General features: G+C 76.6%; 3 protein-coding genes. All 3 read left to right on the top strand.

The genetic code is table 11. The features are described 5' to 3' along the window. A partial coding sequence (locus ACIBBD_RS38370; protein WP_399424602.1) for an SDR family NAD(P)-dependent oxidoreductase occupies positions 1-5,294 on the top strand: 5,294 nt, incomplete at its 5' end. Positions 5,295-5,360: 66 nt separating this feature from the next. Further along, a complete protein-coding gene (locus ACIBBD_RS38365; protein WP_399424600.1) occupies positions 5,361-15,500 on the top strand; it encodes a type I polyketide synthase in 10,140 nt (3,379 codons plus the stop codon). 40 nt (positions 15,501-15,540) lie between these two features. After that, a partial coding sequence (locus tag ACIBBD_RS38360; RefSeq protein ID WP_399424598.1) for a type I polyketide synthase occupies positions 15,541-20,610 on the top strand: 5,070 nt, incomplete at its 3' end.

Raw genomic sequence — 20,610 nt, 5'->3', positions numbered from 1 at the left:
TGACCGAGGCGCGGCAGTGGCCCGGGTCCGGGGACCGTCCGCGGCGTGCCGGTGTGTCGTCCTTCGGGATCAGCGGCACCAACGCCCACGTCATCTTCGAAGCCGCCCCCGAACAACCCGAGGTCGAGAAGTCCGAAAGCCCGGCCGTCACCCCCGGCGCCCTGCCCTGGGTCCTCACCGCCCGCAGCCGCGACGCCCTGCGCGCCCAGGCCGCCCAACTCCTCGCCCACGCCGGGCGCAACCCCGGTCTCACCCCCGCCGACCTCGGCCTGTCCCTGACCGCGACCCGTACCGTCTTCGAGCACCGGGCCGTCGTGCTCGGCGCCGACCGCGCCGCCCTCACCGACGGGCTGCGGCTGCTCGCCGACGGGGAGACGGGACCGCACACCGCCACGGGCACCCACCGCGGCGAGGGCAAGACCGCCTTCCTCTTCTCCGGGCAGGGCTCCCAGCGCCCCGGCATGGGCCGCGAACTGTACGACGCGTATCCGGCGTTCGCCGACGCCTTCGACGCCGCGTGCGCCCACCTCGGCGACGACCTGCGCGAGGTCGTCTTCGGCGACGACGGCGACCGCCTGAACCGGACCGGATGGACGCAGCCCGCCCTCTTCGCCTTCGAGGTGGCGCTCTACCGTCTCCTCGAATCCTGGGGAGTACGTCCCGACTTCGTCGCCGGGCACTCCGTCGGCGAGATCGCCGCAGCCCACGTGGCCGGGGTGATGTCGCTGCCGGACGCCTGCGCGCTGGTGGCCGCGCGGGGCCGCCTGATGCAGGAACTCCCGCCGGGCGGCGCGATGTTCGCCGTCGAGGCGGCCGAGGACGAGGTGCTGCCGCTGCTCGCCGACCGTGCCGACGTGAGCATCGCCGCGGTCAACGGCCCCCGTTCCGTGGTCCTCTCGGGCACGGAGGCGACGGTGGCCGAGGTGGCCGCCGGACTCGCCGCCACCGGCCGCCGCACCACGCGGCTCCGCGTCAGCCACGCCTTCCACTCGCCGCTGATGGACCCCATGCTGGACGCCTTCCGCGAGGTCGCCGCCGGCCTCTCCTACGCCCCGCCGCGGATGGCCGTCGTCTCCGACGTCACCGGACGGGCCGCCGCCCCCGGCGAACTGGAGGACCCCGAGTACTGGGTCCGGCACGTCCGCGAGGCGGTCCGCTTCGCCGACGGCGTCGCCTGGCTCGCCGGGCACGGAGCCGACCGGTTCGTCGAGATCGGCCCCGACGGCACCCTGACCGCCCTCGCCCAGCACTGCGTCGCCGGGGACACCGGGAACCTCCTGTTCGTCCCGTCGCTGCGCAAGGACCGCGACGAGCCCGACGCCCTCCTCGACGCCCTCGCCCGCGCCTTCGTCAAGGGCGTGGACGTCGACTGGCCCCGGCTCTTCGACGGCACCGGCGCCCGCGTCGTCCAGCTCCCGACCTACCCCTTCCAGCGCCGCCGGTTCTGGCCCAGGCCCCCCGCCCTGCTGGGCGACGTCACCGCCGCCGGGCTCGGCACCAGCAGCCACCCGCTGCTGGGTGCGGCCGTGGCCCTCGCGGACGGCGACACCCACCTCCTCACCGGGCGCCTGTCCCTGCACTCCAGCCCCTGGCTGAAGGAACACGCCCTCACCAGCACCGCCCTGTTCCCGGCGACCGGGTTCCTCGACCTCGCCCTGCACGCCGGGGCACAGGCCGGCTGCGAGCAGGTCGCCGAGCTGACCATCCTGACCCCGCTCACCCTGCCCGCCCACGGCGGAGTCCAGGTGCAGGTCCGCGTCGAGGCACCCGACGCCACCGGCGCCCGCCCGCTGACCGTGCACGGCCGCCCCGACGACGCCGGCCCCGACGACGCGTGGACGCTGCACGTCAGCGGCCTGCTGACCCCCGCGGCCGAACCGGCCGTCCCGGCCTACGACTTCACCGCCTGGCCGCCCCAGAACGGCGAAGAAGTCCCCCTGGACGGCTTCTACGAGGCGTTCGCCGACCGCGGCCACCTGTACGGTCCGCTCTTCCAGGGACTGACCCGGGTGTGGACGCGCGGCGAGGAGGTCTTCGCCGAGGTGTCCCTGCCCGCCGCCGCCGATCCCGCAGCCGACGCCTTCGACCTGCACCCGGCGCTGCTCGACGCCGCCCTGCACGCCGTGATGTTCGTGCCCATGGAGGACGCCGGACGGCTCCCGTTCTCCTGGAACGACGTCCGCCTGGACGCCGTCGGTGCCTCCGCCCTGCGGGTGCGCATGGTGCGGCGGGGCCCGGAGGCCGTCGCCCTGGAACTCGCCGACCCGGCCGGCCACCCGGTCGCCTCCGTCGGTTCACTGACCCTGCGCGAACTCGCCGGCGACCTCGACGGGGCCACCGTCGGCAGCCCCGACCGGCAGGGCCTGTACGAACTGGACTGGCAGCCGGTGACCGTCTCCGCCGCGCCGGCGCCGGCCGACTGGGCGGTGATCGGCGCCACGGAGGCCGAGGAGCTGGCCGCGGCCCTGCGCGAGGCCGGTCACGCCGCGACCGCCGTACCGGGCCCGGACGCGCTCGCCCAGGTACCGGACACCGTCCTGTACGCCGTGCCGGCCGCCACCGGACGTCCCGACGGTGAACTCGCCGCCCGCGCCCGGGAGATCACGACCGAGGTGCTGGCGTTCCTCCAGCGGTGGCTGGACGACCCGGCGTTCGCCGCCGCCCGCCTCGCCGTCGTCACCCGCGACGCCGTGCCCGCCGGGCCGCGGCCCGCCGACCCGGCCCAGGCCGCCGTCTGGGGCCTGGTGCGCTCCGCCCGCACGGAGAACCCGGGACGGCTCGTCCTCGTCGACAGCGACGGCACCGCCGCCTCCGCCGCCGCGCTGCCCGGCGCGCTCGGCGACACCGCCTTCGAACTCGCCCTGCGCGAGGGGACGGTGACCGCGCCGCGGGTGGTGCCGCTGGCCGCCGACCGGGCGCTGGTCCCGCCGCCGGGCACCGAGGCGTGGCGGCTCGGCGTCGAGCGCAAGGGCACCCTGGAGGGCCTGCGGCTCACCCCCTGCCCGGAGGTCACCGCGCCGCTCGGACCGCGCGAGGTGCGGATCTCGATGCGTGCCGCGGGCGTCAACTTCCGTGACGTCCTCACCGTGCTGGGCATGTACCCGGGCGAGGCCACCGCGATCGGCCTGGAGGGTGCCGGCGTGGTCACCGAGACCGGATCCGATGTCACCTCAGTGGCTCCCGGCGACCGTGTGATGGGCATGTTCTCCGGCGCCTTCGGGCCGGTCGCCGTCGCCGACGAGCGCATGGTGGCGCCCGTCCCGAAGGGCTGGAGCTTCGCGGAGGCCGCCACCGTCCCGATCGTCTACCTCACCGCCTACTACGGCCTGGCCGACCTCGCCGCGCTGAAGCCCGGGGAGAGCGTCCTCGTACACGCCGCGGCCGGCGGGGTCGGCTCCGCCGCCGTCCGGCTCGCCCGCCACTTCGGGGCCGAGGTGTACGGCACCGCCTCCCCGGCCAAGTGGGACGCGCTGCGCGCCGCCGGACTCGACGACAGCCGGCTCGCCTCCTCCCGCGACCTCGGCTTCGAGGAGCGGCTGCGCACCGCCACCGCAGGCCGTGGCGTCGACGTGGTCCTCGACTCCCTGGCGGGGGAGTTCGTGGACGCCTCGCTGCGCCTGCTGCCGCGCGGCGGACGCTTCCTGGAGATGGGCAAGACCGACGTCCGCGACCCGGCCGCGGTCGCCGCCGACCACCCGGGCGTCACCTACCGCGCCTTCGACCTGGTCGAGGCCGGACCCGACCGGATCGGCGAGATCCTGCGCGAACTGGTCGAGCTGTTCGACCGCGGGGTGATCGAACCGCTGCCGATGACCGTGTGGGACGTACGCCGCGCCCCCGAGGCGTTCCGGTACCTCAGCCAGGCCAAGCACGTCGGCAAGGTCGTCCTGACCCTCCCGGCCGCTCCGGACCCCGAGGGCACCGTGCTGGTCACCGGTGGCCTCGGCGGGCTGGGCCGGGCCACCGCCCGCCACCTGGTCGCCGCACACGGCGTGAAGCACCTGCTCGTCGCCGGCCGGCGCGGCCCCGACACCCCCGGCGCGGCGGAGCTGCGTGCCGAACTCACCGCGCTGGGCGCCGAGGTGACCGTCGCGGCCTGCGACATCGCCGACCGCACCGCGCTCGCCTCGCTGCTGTCGGGCATCCCGGCCGGCCGGCCGCTGACCGCGGTCGTGCACACCGCCGGTGTGCTCGCCGACGGCGTGCTGTCCTCGCTGACGCCCGCGCGGCTCGCCGAGGCGCTGCGGCCCAAGGCCGACGCGGTCGTGGCCCTGCACGAGCTGACGCGCGACCTCGACCTGGCCCGGTTCGTCGTCTTCTCCTCCGTCGCCGGCGCGTTCGGCGGCGCCGGACAGGCCAACTACTCCGCCGCCAACGCTTTCCTGGACGCCTTCGCGCACCACCGGCGCGCCCTCGGCCTGCCGGCGATGTCCCTCGCCTGGGGCACCTGGCTGCCGGACGCGGGCATGACCGGCGCACTGTCGGACGCCGACCGGGAGCGGCACGCCCGCACCGGCATGGTGCCGCTGGGCCCCGAGCGCGGCATGCGCCTGCTGGACGCCGCGTCGGCCTCGGACCGGGCCGCCCTGTTGCCGATGGACCTCGACCCCGCCGCCCTGCGCGAGCACCACGACGTCCTGCCGGTCCTGCTGCGCGGCCTGGTGCGCACCCCCGTCCGCCGTCGCGCCGACGCCGCCCCGGCGGCGGGAGCCGTCACTACGGGAGGCGCGACGGCCGAACCGAGCCTCGCCGAACGGCTGGCCCCGCTGTCCGCGGCCGACCGCGAACAGCTGCTCCTCGACGTGGTGGCCGAACAGGCCGCCGCCGTCCTCGGACACGGCTCGGCCGACGCGATGGAACCCGAGCAGACCTTCAAGGAGCTGGGCTTCGACTCCCTCACGGCGGTCGAACTGCGCAACCGGCTCGGCGCGGTCACCGGCCTGCGGCTGCCCGCCACGCTGGTCTTCGACTACCCGACACCGCTCGCCCAGGCCCGCCACCTGATCGGCGCACTCGACCTGCCCGAGCCGCCCGGCACCGCGCAGGCCCTGCTCGGCGAGGTGGACCGCCTGGAGAGCGCACTGCACGACGCGTCCGTCGACGGAGAGGACCGCGAGCGGGTCACCGCCCGGCTGCGGGAGCTGCTCTCCCGCTGGCAGGGCGAACCCGTCCCCGCGGTCACCGTCCCCGCGGCCACCGCTCCCGTCCCGACGGAGGCGGACGAGGAACTCGCCGGCGTCGAGACCCCCGGCGACCTCTTCGACCTGATCGACCGCGAGCTGGGCGACGCATGAGGACCCCGCCGCTCTCCCGCACGCACCCGACGCCCCGGCACCGCCGGGTTCAAGGAAGTGACACACGTGGCTGACGACGACAAGTACGTGGAATACCTCAAGCGGGTCACGGGCGAACTCCGGCAGACCCGTCGCCGGCTGCGCGAGGCGGAGGACCGGGTCCGCGAGCCGATCGCCGTCGTCGCGATGAGCTGCCGCTTCCCCGGCGGCATCCGCAGCCCCGAGGACCTGTGGCGCCTGGTGGACGAGGGCGGCGACGCCATCGGCGCGCTGCCCCGGGACCGCGGCTGGGACATCGAGGACCGCTACGACCCCGACCCCGACCGCCCCGGCACCTTCTCCACCCGGGAGGGCGGCTTCCTCGCCGACGCCGCCGCCTTCGACGCGGCCTTCTTCGGCATGAGCCCCCGCGAGGCCCTGGCCACCGACCCCCAGCAGCGCCTGCTCCTCGAAGCCTCCTGGGAACTGCTGGAGCGGGCCGGGATCCGCCCGCAGACCCTGCGGGGCAGCTCCACCGGCGTGTTCGTGGGCGCGGCCACCTCCGGCTACGGACAGGGTCCCGTCGAGGTGCCCGAGGACGTCCACGGCCTGATGCTGGCCGGCAACGCCACCTCCGTCGCCTCCGGCCGCATCTCCTACGTCCTCGGCCTCGAAGGCCCCACCGTCACCGTCGACACCGCCTGCTCCTCCTCCCTGGTCGCCCTGCACTGGGCGGTGCAGGCCCTGCGCAACGGCGAGTGCGACCTCGCGCTGGCCGGCGGCGTCGCCGTCATGGCCACCCCCGGCCTGCTGTTCGAGTTCAGCAGGCAGCGGGGCCTGGCCCCCGACGGCCGCTGCAAGGCGTTCGCCGACGCCGCCGACGGCACCGGCTGGTCCGAGGGCGTCGGCCTGCTCCTGGTGGAGCGCCTCTCCGACGCCCGCCGCAACGGGCACCCCGTGCTCGCCGTGGTCCGCGGCTCCGCCGTCAACTCCGACGGCGCCTCCAACGGCCTGACCGCCCCCAACGGCCCCGCCCAGCAGCGGGTGATCGAACAGGCCCTGGCCAACGCGGGACTGACCGCCGCCGACGTCGACGCCGTCGAGGCGCACGGCACCGGCACCACCCTCGGCGACCCCATCGAGGCCCAGGCGCTGCTCGCCACCTACGGCCAGGACCGGCCCGCCGAACGGCCGCTGCTGCTCGGCTCCCTGAAGTCCAACCTCGGCCACACCCAGGCCGCCGCCGGGGTCGCCGGCGTCATCAAAACCGTCATGGCGCTGCGGCACGGCCGGCTGCCGCGCACCCTGCACGTCGACACGCCGTCCACGCACGTCGACTGGGACTCCGGGCACGTCCGCCTGCTCACCGAGCCCGCCGACTGGCCCGCCACCGGCGACCGGCCGCGCCGGGCGGCCGTCTCCTCCTTCGGTATCAGCGGCACCAACGCCCACACGATCCTGGAGGCCGCGCCCGAGCCGGAACCCGCGCCAGACGACACGGTTCCCGCGGCGGACGGTGCGGCCGAACCACTGCCCCTGGCCCCCTGGTTCCTGTCCGCGCGCAGCGCCGAGGCCCTGCGCGGCCAGGCCGCACGGCTCCTGGCGCACGCCACCGACCACCCCGACGACGACCCGCACGACACGGCCCGCTCCCTCGCCTTCACCCGGCAGGCCTTCGAGCACCGGGCCGCCGTCCTCGCCCCCGACACCGCCGCCGCCCGTGACGCGCTGCGCGCCCTGGCGGACGGCGAGGAGCACCCGGCCGTCGTCACCGGCCGCACCCTGCGCGGCGGTACCGCGTTCCTCTTCTCCGGGCAGGGCGCCCAGCGCCCCGGCATGGGCCGGGACCTGTACGCCGCCTTCCCCGCGTTCGCCCGTGCCTTCGACGAGGTCTGCGCCCACCTCGACCCCGAACTCGGCCTGCCCCTCGAGGAGGCCGTCCTCCACGCCGGCGACGAGGAGGCGCTGCGCGGCACCGGGCTCGCCCAGCCGGCCCTGTTCGCCTTCGAGGTCGCCCTGTTCCGGCTGCTGGAGTCGTGGGGCGTCACCCCCAAGTACCTCCTGGGCCACTCCCTGGGCGAGCTGACCGCCGCCCACGTCGCGGGCGTCTGGTCGCTCCCCGACGCCTGCCGGCTGGTCGCCGCCCGCGGCCGGCTCATGCAGGCCCTGCCCGAGGGCGGCGCCATGATCTCCGTGGACGCGGCCGAGGACGAGGTGACCCCGCTGCTCGCCGCGCACGGCGGCGCCGTGTCCGTCGCCGCCGTCAACGGGCCCCGCGCCACGGTGATCTCCGGTGTGGCGGCGGCCGTGGAGGCGGTCGCCGCCGAACTCGGCGCCCGCGGCCGGACCACCCGCCGGCTGCGCGTGTCCCATGCCTTCCACTCCGCCCGCATGGACGGCGCCCTGGACGACTTCCGGCGCGTCGCCGAGACGGTCACCGCCCGGCCGCCGCGAATCACCGTCGTCTCCAACGTCACCGGCCGCCCCGCCACCGCCGACGAACTGGCCTCGGCCGACTACTGGGTACGGCACCTCCGCCACACCGTCCGCTTCGCCGACGGCGTCGCCCACCTCGTCGACCGGGGTGTCACCCGATTCCTCGAAATCGGCCCCGACGCCACACTCACCGCGCTCGCCCGCACCTGTCTGCCCGACGACACCACCGAGCGGGTCTGCCTGCCCGCGCAGCGCAAGGACCGCCCCGAGGCGGCGGCCCTGCTCGCCGCCGTCGCGGGCGCCCACGCCCACGGCGTGCCCGTCGACCACGAGCGCCTCCTGGGCAGCCCGGGCCCGGACACCCGCCGGATCGAACTGCCGACCTACGCCTTCACCCGCGAGCGCTACTGGCTGCGGCCCACCTCCGGTACCGGTGACGTCACCGGCGCCGGTGTCGCGGGCGCCGGACACCCGCTGCTCGGTGCCGTGGTCCGCGTCGCCGACGAGGACCGGGTGCTGCTCACCGGCCGCCTGTCCACCCGGGCCCAGCCCTGGCTCGCCGACCACACCGTCTCCGGGACCGTCCTGCTGCCCGGCACCGCCTTCGTCGAACTCGTCCTGCGGGCCGGCGACGAGGTCGGCTGCGGCCTGCTGGAGGAACTCACCCTGGAGGCGCCGCTGGTCCTGCCCGACACCGCCGCAGTACAGCTCCAGATCGTGCTCGGCGCCCCCGACGCCGAGGGCCGCCGCCCGGTCACCGTCCACGCCCGCCCGGACACCGACGACGACACCCCCTGGACCCGGCACGCCACCGCGGTCCTCGCCCCGGCCACGGTCCCCCCGGCCGGCGCCGACCTGACCGTATGGCCGCCCGCCGACGCCCGCCCCGTCCCGCTGGATGGCTTCTACGCCGCCCTCGCCGCCCAGGGCTACCAGTACGGCCCCGTCTTCCAGGGCCTGCACGCCGCCTGGCGCGACGGCGACGTCTGGTACGCCGAGGTCCGCCTGCCCGAGGACGAGCACCGCGACGCCGCCCGCTACGGGCTGCACCCGGCCCTCCTCGACGCCGCCCTGCACGCCCAGCTCACCGGCAGCGGCACCGGCGAGGCGGACGGCGAGGCGGACGGCGAAGGCGGGGGAGTGGGGCTGCCGTTCGCCTTCAGCGGCGTCACCCTGCACGCCGTGGGCGCCACCGCGCTGCGCGTCCGGCTCGACCAGTGCGCGGGTGGTTCGGTGCACCTGCGTGTCGCGGACGGCACCGGACAGCCGGTGGCCACCGTCGACTCCCTCGTCAGCCGTCCGCTGTCCGCGGGCGCCACGGCCACCGCCCGCCCGGCGGACGGTGCCCTGTACGCGGTGCGCTGGACGGCCACCGAGCTGCCGGAACCACCGGTCGGCGACGGCTGGCGGCTGGCCACCGACGACCCGGCAAGCCTGGCGCCCGACTGGCCCGCGCTCGGAGCGGACGGCTGCACCGTCGCCGTCCTGCCCTTCTCCGGCGGGCCCGGTGAGACCCCCGCCGGGATCGCCGCCCGCGCTCTGGACGCCCTGCAGACGCTGCTCGCCGACGACCGCGCCCAGGACGCCACCCTGGTCGTCGTCACCCGGGGCGCCGTCGCTGTCGGCGACGAGGACGTACCCGACCTGTCCGCCGCCGCGCTGTGGGGTCTGGTGCGCTCAGCCCAGACCGAGAACCCCGGCCGCCTCGTCCTCGCCGACCTCGACGGCACGGACGCCTCCCGCGCCGCGCTCGCCGCGGCCGTCGCCACGGGTGCCCCGCAACTCGCCCTGCGTGAGGGCAGGTTGCTCACCCCGTCACTGACACGCGCCGTCTCGGCGGGCGCGGACGCCACCGCCGCCTGGGACCCCGACGGCACCGTCCTGATCACCGGCGGCACCGGCGCCCTCGGCGCGCTCGTCGCCCGCCACCTGGTCGCCGAGCACGGCGTGCGCTCCCTGCTGCTGCTCTCCCGCGGCGGCCCCGACGCCCCCGGTGCCGCCGGCCTCGCCGCCGACCTCGCGGCCCACGGCGCCACCGTCCACATCCAGGCGTGCGACGCGGCCGACCCCGAGGCCCTGGCCGCCGCCCTGGCCACGGTCCCCGCCGAGCACCCGCTGCGGGCCGTCGTGCACACCGCCGGCGCCCTCGACGACGGCGTCCTCGGCTCCCTCACCCCCGCCCGCCTCGCCACCGTGCTGCGCGCCAAGGCCGACTCGGCGCTCGCCCTGCACGAGGCGACCCGCGACGCCGACCTGACCGCGTTCGTGCTGTTCTCCTCCGCGGCGGGTCTCCTCGGCGGCGCCGGACAGGCCAACTACGCGGCCGCCAACACCGTCCTGGACGCCCTCGCCCAGCACCGTCGCGCCCACGGACTGCCCGCCGTGTCGCTCGCCTGGACCCTGTGGGAGCACGACAGCGGCATGACCGGCGGACTCGACGCCGACGACGTACGCCGCATCGCCGCCTCCGGGCTGCCCGCCCTCGCGCCCGCGCACGCCCTGAGGCTGCTGGACGAGGCGCCCGGGGCGGACGAGGCGGTGCTCGCCCCGCTGCGCACCGACCCCGCCGCGCTGCGGGCCGCGGCTGCCGCCGGCCGGCTGCCCGCCCTGCTGCACGGCCTGGTCCCGGCACCGGCGCGCCGTACCGCCCGAGCCGCCGGCACCGGCTCCTCCGACCTGGGCCGGCGCCTGGCCGGACTCACCGAGCACGAGCAGGAACGCCTGTTGCTGGACGTGGTGCGGCGCCACGCCGCCGTCGCCCTCGGCCACGGTTCGGCCGGTGCCGTCGACGGCGAACAGTCCTTCAAGGACCTCGGGTTCGACTCCCTCACCTCGGTCGACCTGCGCAACCGGCTGAACGCCGAGACCGGACTCAGGCTGCCCGCCACGCTGGTCTTCGACCACCCCCGGCCCAGCGCCCTCGCCCGCCACCTGCGGCGGGAACTCGCCGGCGGAACCGAGACGGCCGAGACCGCCACCGGCGCCGCGGGCGACGACGACCCGGTCGTCATCGTCTCCATGGCCTGCCAGTACCCCGGCGGCGTCACCTCCCCGGAGGCGCTGTGGCGGTTCGTGTCCGAGGGCGGTGACGCCATCGGGGCCTTCCCCACCGACCGCGGCTGGGACCTGGACCGGCTGCCCGGCCTGGAGGCCGGGTTCCTGCACGGCGCCACCCACTTCGACGCGGCCCTGTTCGGCATCTCGCCGCGCGAGGCCCTCGCCATGGACCCGCAGCAGCGCCTGCTCCTGGAGACCTCCTGGGAGGTGTTCGAGCGCGCCGGTCTGGACCCGCTGGCCCAGCGCGGCAGCCGTACCGGCGTGTACGTCGGCGCGATGGGCTCCGGCTACGCGTCGGGCCTCGCCGACATCCCCGAGGGCATGGAGGGCTACATCGGCCTCGGCGTGTCCGGCAGCGTCATCTCCGGCCGCGTCGCCTACACCTTCGGCCTCGAGGGGCCGACGATGACGGTCGACACCGCCTGCTCCTCCGCCCTCGTCGCCCTGCACCTCGCGGCCCACGCGCTCAGGCAGGGGGAGTGCTCGATGGCCCTGGCCGGCGGCGTGACCGTGATGGCCACCCCCGGCACCTACACCGAGTTCACCGCGCAGAACGGACTGGCCGCCGACGGCCGCTGCAAGGCGTTCGCCGCCGCCGCGGACGGCACCAGCTTCTCCGAGGGCGTCGGCATGCTGCTGCTGGAGCGGCTGTCGGACGCCCGGCGCAACGGGCACCCGGTGCTCGCCGTCGTGCGCGGCTCGGCCACCAACCAGGACGGCGCCTCCAACGGCCTGACCGCCCCCAGCGGCCCCTCCCAGCAGCACGTCATCCGCCAGGCCCTCGCCTCGGCCGGGCTGTCCGCCGCCGACGTGGACGCGGTGGAGGCGCACGGCACCGGCACCACCCTCGGCGACCCCATCGAGGCGCAGGCCCTGTTCGCCACCTACGGCCGGGAACGGCCCGAGGGACAACCCCTGCTGCTGGGCTCCGCCAAGTCCAACTTCGGCCACACCCAGGCCGCCGCGGGCGCCGCCGGCGTCATCAAGATGGTGATGGCGATGCACCACGGCGAACTGCCCCGCACCCTGCACGTCGACGAGCCCTCCCCGCACATCGACTGGTCCAGCGGCACCATCGAACTGCTCACCGAAGCCCGCCCCTGGCCCGCCCGCGCCGACCGTCCGCGCCGGGCCGGCGTCTCCTCCTTCGGCATCAGCGGCAGCAACGCCCACGTCGTCCTGGAGGAACCCCCCGCCGCCGCACCCGCTCCCGAGCGGGAGGAAGCGGCCGTCGTGCCGCGCGTGCACCCCGTCTCCGGACACACCCCCGAGGCGCTGCGCGCGCAGGCAGCCCGCCTGCGCACCCACCTCCTCACCGCCGACCACGACCCGCGCGACCTCGCGCACACCCTCGCCACCGCCCGCCACGCGCACGGCCACCGGGCCGTCGTCGTCGCCGAGGACCGCGACGAACTGCTGGCCGGGCTCGCCGCCGTCGCCACCGGCGAGCGCGCCGACCACGTCGTCACCGGCAGCGTCGACGGCGGCCGGCTCGCCGTCCTGTTCAGCGGCCAGGGCGCCCAGCACCCGGGCATGGGACGCGACCTGTACGCCGCCCACCCCGTCTTCGCCGAGACCTTCGACGCCGTCTGCGCCGAACTCGACCGGCACCTCGACGGGCCGCCGCTGCGCGAGGTGGCCTTCGCCGCCGAGGGCAGCGCCGAGGCGGCGCTGCTGGACCGCACCGCCTGGACGCAGGCCGCCCTGTTCGCCTTCGGCACGGCCGCCCACGCCCTGACGACGTCCTGGGGCGTCCGGGCCGACGTGCTGGCCGGGCACTCCGTCGGCGAGCTGACCGCCGCGCACGCCGCCGGGGTGCTCGATCTCGCCGACGCCTGCGCCCTGGTCGCCGCCCGCGGCCGGCTCATGCAGGCCCTGCCCGAGGGCGGCGCGATGACCGCGCTCGAGGCCACCGAGGAGGAGGTGCTGCCGCACCTGGCCGACCGGACCGGCCGGGTCGCGATCGCCGCCGTCAACGGGCCCGTCTCCGTCGTGGTGTCCGGCGCCGCCGACGACGTGGAGGCGATCGCCGCCGAGTTCGCCGCGCGCGGCCGCCGCACCCGGCGTCTGAGGGTCAGCCACGCCTTCCACTCGCCGCTCATGGACGCCATGCTGGAGGACTTCCGGCAGGTGGCCGCGGGTGTGCGGTACGCGCCGCCGGCCGTTCCGGTGGTGTCCAACCTGTCCGGCGCCCTGGGCACCGGAGACGACCTGCGCACACCCGAGTACTGGGTACGGCACGTCCGGGAGGCCGTGCGCTTCGGGGACGGGGTGCGCACCCTGGAGGCGGAGGGCGTCACCGTCTGTCTCGAACTCGGGCCCGACGCCACCCTCACCCCCCTCGTGCGGGACGGCGTGCAGGACCCGGCCGCCGTCACCGCCGTGTCCCTGCTCCACCGCGACCTGCCCGAGCAGCGTGCCGCGCTGCTGGCCGCCGCCACCCTGCACACGTGCGGCCGCGGCGACCTGCCGACCGTTGTCGCGGACGCCGGCGCCCGGACCGTCGCGCTGCCGACGTACGCCTTCCAGCGCGAGCGCTACTGGCTGGAGCCGTCCGCGCGGGCCGCCGCGCCCACGGCGGACAGCGCGTTCTGGGAGCTGGTCGAGGCCGCCGACCCCGGCGCCCTGGCCGAGCGGCTCGACGTCGCCGCCGACGCCCCGCTCAGCGCCGTCCTGCCCGCCCTCGCCGCCTGGCGCGGCGCGGACCGCAGGCAGAGCGAGGAGCAGCGGTGGGAGCACCGCGTGACGTGGCGGCCCGCCGCCGACGGCGCCACCGCCACGCTCACCGGCACCTGGCTGCTCGCCGTCCCCGACACGCTGGCCGACGACCCGTGGGCGACGTCGATCGCCGAGGCGCTCACCGCGCACGGGGCCGGCGTCCGCGTCCTGCCCGTCGACTGCGCCGCCGTCGGCCGGGCCGGCCTGACCGCCGCGCTCGACGCCGCCCGCGAGGACGGCCCGGCGCCCGCCGGCGTGCTGTCGCTGCTGGCCGCCGACACCCGGCCGCTGCCCGGCCACCGCTCCGTCCCGGCCGGTCTCGCCGCGACCACCGCCCTCGTGCAGGCCCTCGCCGACCGGGTGGCGGGCCCGGACAGCCCCCGCCTGTGGGCCGTCACCGCGGGTGCGGCCAAAGTCCTCGGCGGCGAGGCACCCGCCGAGCCCGAGCAGGCGGCCGTGTGGGGTCTGGGCCGCACCGCCGCGCTGGAACGCCCGCAGCTGTGGGGCGGCCTGGTCGACCTGCCCGCCGGCACCGCCACCGCCGTGGCCCCCGACGTCGCCCGCCGCCTGTGCGCGGTGCTGGCCGGCGAGGGCGGCGAGGACCAGACCGCCGTCCGCCCCGCGGGCACCTTCCTGCGCCGCCTCGAACGCGTACCCGCCGGCCCGCCCGCCGGATCCGCGCCCGACTGGACCGGCACCGTCCTGCTGACCGGCGCGACCGGCGCCCTCGGACTGCGCACCGCCGCCTGGCTCGCCTCCCGGGGCACCGCCCGGATCGTCGCTGTCAGCCGCTCGGGCCCCGGCGCGCCCGGCGCCGCCCGCCTCAAGGAGGCCCTGGCCGGCACCGGCACCGACCTCGTCCTGACCGCCTGCGACGTCGCCGACCGCGAGGCGCTGGCCGCCCTGCTGGCCGAGCACCCCGTGGACGCGGTCGTGCACACCGCGGGCGTCCTCGACGACCGCCTGCTCGACAGCATGGACGTCGACGCCCTGGAACGCGTGCTGCGGCCCAAGCTCGCCGCCGCCCGCAACCTCGACGACCTCACCCGGGACCGCGACCTGACGGCGTTCGTCCTGTACTCGTCGGTCTCCGGGACCCTCGGCACCATCGGCCAGGCCAACTACGCCGCCGCCAACGCCTTCCTCGACGCCCTCGCCGAACAGCGCCGCGCCGCCGGCCTGCCGGCCACCTCCCTGGCCTGGGGCCCCTGGGCCGGCGGCGGCATGGCCACCCGGGACGCCGAGACGGAGGCCCGCATGCGCCGTGGCGGCATCAACCCCCTCGACCCCGACCGGGCCGTGGAGGCGCTGGGCCGGACCACGGCACGCGCCGACGCCGTGCTCGCCGTCGCCGACATCGACTGGGCCCGTTTCGCGCCCGGCTTCACCACCTCCCGGCCCAGCCCGCTCCTCGCCGGACTGCCCGAGGTGCGCGAACTGCTCGCCCGGCGCCCCCGGAGCGCGGACGCGGACGCCGGACACGCCCTGCGCGCCCGGCTGGCCGGACAGAGCCCCGCCGAACGCGAACGCACCCTGGTCACCCTGGTGCGCACCGAGGCCGCCGCCGTCCTCGGCCACGCCTCCACCGACCGCGTCGGCGCCGGGCAAGCGTTCAACGCGCTGGGCTTCGACTCGCTGACGGCGCTCGAACTGCGCAACCGCATCGGCGTGGCCACCGGTCTCGCCCTTCCGGCCACGCTCCTGTTCGACCAGCCCAACGCCACCGCGCTCGCCGGATACCTGCGCGGCCGGCTCACCGAGGACACGGACGGCGCGCACGCCGTCCTCGCCGACCTCGACCGGCTGGAGGCGGCCCTGTCGGGGCTGCCGGCCGACGACGCCCGGCTCGACCGCATCGGCGCACGCCTGACGGCGCTGGCCGCCCGGCTCGGCGGCGGGGCGACCGGAGGCGCACCGGCGGGAACGGCCGCCGGCGACGACATCGTCGACCGCCTGGAGTCCGCCGCGGCGGACGAACTCTTCGACTTCATCGAGAACGACCTCGGCATCTCCTGACGGGGACGGCCACGGGACCTCGGGAACGGGTGAGATACGCATGAGCGATGAGGACAAGCTCCTCGGCTACCTGAAGAAGGTCACGGCCGATCTCCACCAGACGCGACAGCGGCTGGCGGCGGCCGAGGCCCGCGAGAACGAACCCATGGCGATCGTCGCGATGGGCTGCCGCTTCCCCGGCGGCGTGTCCGGCCCCGACGACCTGTGGCGCCTGCTGGAGGACGGCACCGACGCGATGACCGACTGGCCGCGCGACCGCGGCTGGGACGTCGACGCGCTCTACGACCCGGAACCGGGCACGCCCGGCCGCAGCTACACCCGCACCGGCGGCTTCATCGACCGGGTCGCCGACTTCGACGCCTCGTTCTTCGGCATCTCCCCGCGCGAGGCCGTCGGCACCGATCCCCAGCAGCGGCTGCTCCTGGAGATCTGCTGGGAGGCCCTGGAACGCGCCGGCATCGACCCGCTGACCCTGCGCGGCAGCCGCACCGGCGTGTTCTCCGGCACCAACCTCCAGGACTACCCGACCCTGCTCGCCCTCTCCGACAACGCCGGCGACGACGGCGTCGGCAACTCGCCCAGCGTGCTCTCCGGACGCATCTCGTACACCCTGGGCCTGGAGGGCCCGGCCGTCTCCGTCGACACCGCCTGCTCCTCCTCACTGGTCACCCTGCACCTGGCCGCGCAGGCGCTGCGCGCGGGGGAGTGCGACCTGGCCCTCGCCGGCGGCGTCACCGTCATGTCGACGCCCACGATCTTCCTGGAGTTCAGCCGCCAGCGCGGGCTGTCCCCTGACGGGCGCTGCCGGGCCTTCGCCGACTCCGCCGACGGCACGGCCTGGGGCGAGGGCGCCGGCGTCCTCGTCGTGGAGCGGCTCGCCGACGCCCGCCGCAACGGTCATCCCGTCCTCGCCGTGCTGCGCGGTTCCGCCGTCAACCAGGACGGCGCCTCCAACGGGCTGACCGCCCCCAACGGCCCCTCCCAGGAACGCGTCATCTGGCAGGCCCTGCGCTCCGCCGGACTCGCCCCGGCCGACGTCGACGCCGTCGAGGCGCACGGAACCGGCACCACCCTCGGCGACCCCATCGAGGCGCAGGCCCTGCTGGCCACCTACGGCCAGGACCGGCCGGCCGAACGGCCGCTGCTGCTCGGCTCGGTGAAGTCCAACATCGGCCACACCCAGGCCGCCGCGGGTGTCGCCGGTGTCATCAAGACCGTGATGGCGCTGCGCGCCGGCCGGCTGCCGCGCACCCTGCACGTCGACCGGCCCTCCACGCACGTCGACTGGAGCGCGGGACGCGTCGAACTGCTCACCGAGGCCCGCGACTGGCCCCGCACCGGCGACCGGCCGCGCCGGGCCGCGGTCTCCTCGTTCGGCGTCAGCGGCACCAACGCCCACGTCATCCTCGAACAGGCCCCCGAGCCGGACGCCGACGAGCCGGCCACGCCGGCCGACGACAGCCCCCGCGTGCGCGCCTTCCCCGTCTCCGGGCGCACCGCCGCCGCCCTGCGCGCGCAGGCCGCCCGCCTCGCCGCCCACCTGCGGGCCGCCCCCGACGGCACGCTCCGCCCCGCCGACCTGGCCTGGTCCCTGGCCGCCACCCGTCCCGCCCTCGAACACCGGGCCGTGGTCGTCGCCCGCGACCGGGACACACTCCTGCGCGGCCTGACCTCCCTCGCCGAGAACACCCCCGACGCGGCCGTGGTGCGCGGCGTCGCCGACACCGACGGCGACCCCGTCTTCCTCTTCCCGGGACAGGGCCCCCAGTGGGAGGGCATGGCCACCGAACTCCACGCGGCCGACGAGCGGTTCCGCCGCTTCTTCGACGAGGCCGCCGCCGCGGTCGAGACGTTCACCGACTACTCCGTCCTCGACGTGCTGCGCGGCGCGCCCGGAGCGCCGCCGCTGGAGCGCCTCGACGTGGTCCAGCCCACCCTGTTCGTCGTCTGCGTCGCGCTGGCCCGGCTGTGGATGGCGTGCGGGATCCGCCCCGCCGCCGTGGCCGGGCAGAGCCAGGGTGAGATCGCAGCCGCCCACATCGCCGGCGTCCTCACCCTGGAGGACGCCGCCCGCGTCGTCGTCACCCGCTCCCGCGAACTGACCGCCATCACCGGCCGCGGCGGCATGGTGGCCGTCCCCCTGCCGCTCGCCGAGGTCGAGCGGCGCCTGACCCCCTACGAGGGCCGGATCTGCGTGGGCTCGGTCACCGGTCCCCGCTCGGTCACCGTCTCCGGGGACGCCGAACCCCTCGCCGAACTCCTGGCCTCCCTCACCGACGCCGGGATCCGCGCGCGCCGCGTCCCGGTGGACTACGCCTCCCACTGCGCGCAGGTCGACGAGGTCCGCGACGCGCTGCTCGCCGGATTCGCCCCGGTCCGCCCGCGCCCCGCCGAGATCCCCTTCCACTCCACCGTCACCGGTGCCCGCGTCGAGGACACCACCACCCTCGACGCCGCCTACTGGTACGACAACATCCGCCGCCCGGTCCGCTTCGAGACCACCGTGCGGGGTCTCGCCGAGGCCGGGCACCGCGTCTTCGTCGAGGCCGGACCGCACTCCGTGGTCACCACCGCGGTCGGCGACGTCCTGGAAGACCTCGGCATCACCGACGGCGCCGTCCTCGGCACCCTGCGCCGCTCCGAGGGCGGCCCCGAACGCTTCCTCGCCTCCGCCGCCGCCCTCGCCGTACGCGGCGGCAGCGTCGACTGGACCGCCGTCCACGACGAGCCCGCCCACCGCGTCGACCTGCCCGTCTACGCCTTCCAACGCCGCCGCTACTGGCCCGGGTTCACCGGAGCGCAGGCCACGACGGACCCCGCCGCCGACACCGTGGACGCCCCGTTCTGGCAGGCCGTCGAGTCCGGCGACCTCGACACCCTGGCCACCGCCCTCGGCCTGGACGAGGACACCGTCTCCCATCTCGCGCCCGCCCTGGCCGGCTACCGCCGCCGCAGCACCGACCGGGCCGCCGCCGACCGCTGGCGCTACCGCATCACCTGGCACTCGCTGACCGACCGGCCCGCCCCCGCACTGACCGGACGCTGGCCGCTGCTGGTGCCCCGCGGCCACGAGGACGGTCCCGAGGCCACCGCCGTGCGTGCCGCCCTCGCCCGGGCCGGAGCGGACTGCGTCCCGGTCGTCGTCGACACCTCCGCCGACCGCACCACCCTCGCCGCCGCCCTGTCCGACGCGGCCGACGGGGCACGCGCCGTGCTGTCCCTGCTCGCCCTCGACGACAGCCCGCACCCCGAACACCCGCTGCTGCCGGGCGGGTTCGCCGCCACCGTCGCCCTCGTCCAGGCCATGGACGACCTCAACGCCCGCCTGCCGGTGTGGTTCCTGACCCGGGGCGCCGTCGCCACCGCGCCCGGAACGGGCCCGGACCACCCCGCGCAGGCCCTCGTGTGGGGCTTCGGCCGGGTCGTCGCGCTGGAACAGGCCGACTGCTTCGGCGGCCTGGCCGACCTGCCCGCCGACCCCGACGACCGGGCCGCCGACCGGCTGATCGCGGTCCTCGCCGGCACCGACCACGAGGACCAGGTCGCCGTCCGCCCCACCGGCGTCCTCGGCCGCCGCCTGGAACGCGCCGCCACCGGCGGGCTCCCCGGCCGCCGCCGCTGGCAGCCGGGCGGCACCGTCCTGGTCACCGGCGGCACCGGCGCCCTCGGCCGGCATGTCGCCCGCTGGCTCGCCCGGTCCGGCGCCGCACACCTGCTGCTCGTCAGCCGCTCCGGACCCGACGCGGAGGGCGCCGCCGAACTGCTGGAGGAACTCGCCGCCCTCGGTGCCCGCGCCGAACTGGCCGCCTGCGACATCGCCGACCGGGACGCCCTCGACGCGCTCCTGGCCGGCATCCCCGCCGACCGTCCCCTGACCGCCGTCTTCCACACCGCGGCCGTCCTCGACGACGGAATCATCGGCTCCCTCACCCCCGACCGGCTCGCCGAGGTCCTGCGCGTCAAGGCCGGTGGCGCCCTCAACCTGGACGCCGCCACCGCCGGGCTCGACCTGTCCGCGTTCGTGCTGTTCTCCTCCTCCTCGGGCGTCTTCGGCAGCCCCGGGCACGGCAACTACGCCCCCGGCAACGCCTTCCTCGACGCCCTCGCCGAGGACCGCCGCGCCCGCGGCCTGCCCGCCAGCGCGGTCGCCTGGAGCGGCTGGGCCGACGGCGGCATGGCCTCCGGCACCGTCGGCGAACGCCTCCAGCGGCACGGCGTGCGGCTGATGGACCCCGCCGTCGCCGTCACCGCCCTCCAGGACGCCCTCGACCACGACGACACGGCGCTCGTCGTCACCGACATCGACTGGGAGGTCTTCGGCGCCGAACTCGACAAGGGCCGCCCCCGGCGCCTGTACGCCGCCCTGCCCGACCTTGAGCGCCTGCGCGCGAACCGGCCCGCACCCGGCACCGGCGACACGGGCCCGGCGGACACCGGCGACGGGCTCCCCGCCCAGCTCGCCGCCCTGTCCGACGCGGACCGCAGGCACGCCCTGCTGCACCTGGTCCGCGCCCACATCGCCTACGTCCTCAACCACCCGAGCCCCGACGACGTCGAACCCGCCCGCGCCTTCCGCGAACTGGGCTTCGACTCCCTCACCGCCGTCGAACTGCGCAACACCCTCGGTGAGGCGACCGGCATGCGGCTGCCCGCCACCCTCGTCTACGACTACCCGACCCCGGCCGCGCTCGCCGAGCACCTGGGCGAGCGACTCGCCCCCCGGCAGCGCCGGACCTACGTCGGCACGACCGTGGACACATCGCGCGCGGAGGGTGCCGAGGACCCCGTCGTGATCGTCGGCATGGCCTGCCGCTTCCCCCGGAACGCCGACACCCCCGAGCGGTTCTGGCAGCTCCTCGCCGACGGCACCGACGCCATGGGGCCCTTCCCGGAGGACCGGGACTGGGACCTGGAGTCCCTGTACGACCCCGAGCCCGGCAAGGCGGGCCGCACCTCCACGCTCACCGGCGGATTCCTCGACGGCTTCGCCGACTTCGACCCGGGCGTGTTCTCCGTCTCGCCGCGTGAGGCGCTCGCCATGGACCCGCAGCAGCGGCTGCTCCTGGAGATGGCGTGGGAGACGTTCGAGCGGGCCGGGATCGACCCGCGG

The organism is Streptomyces sp. NPDC051315, from assembly GCF_044455165.1.
Lineage (GTDB): Bacteria > Actinomycetota > Actinomycetes > Streptomycetales > Streptomycetaceae > Streptomyces.
This window is presented reverse-complemented; position numbering and strand designations above follow the sequence as displayed.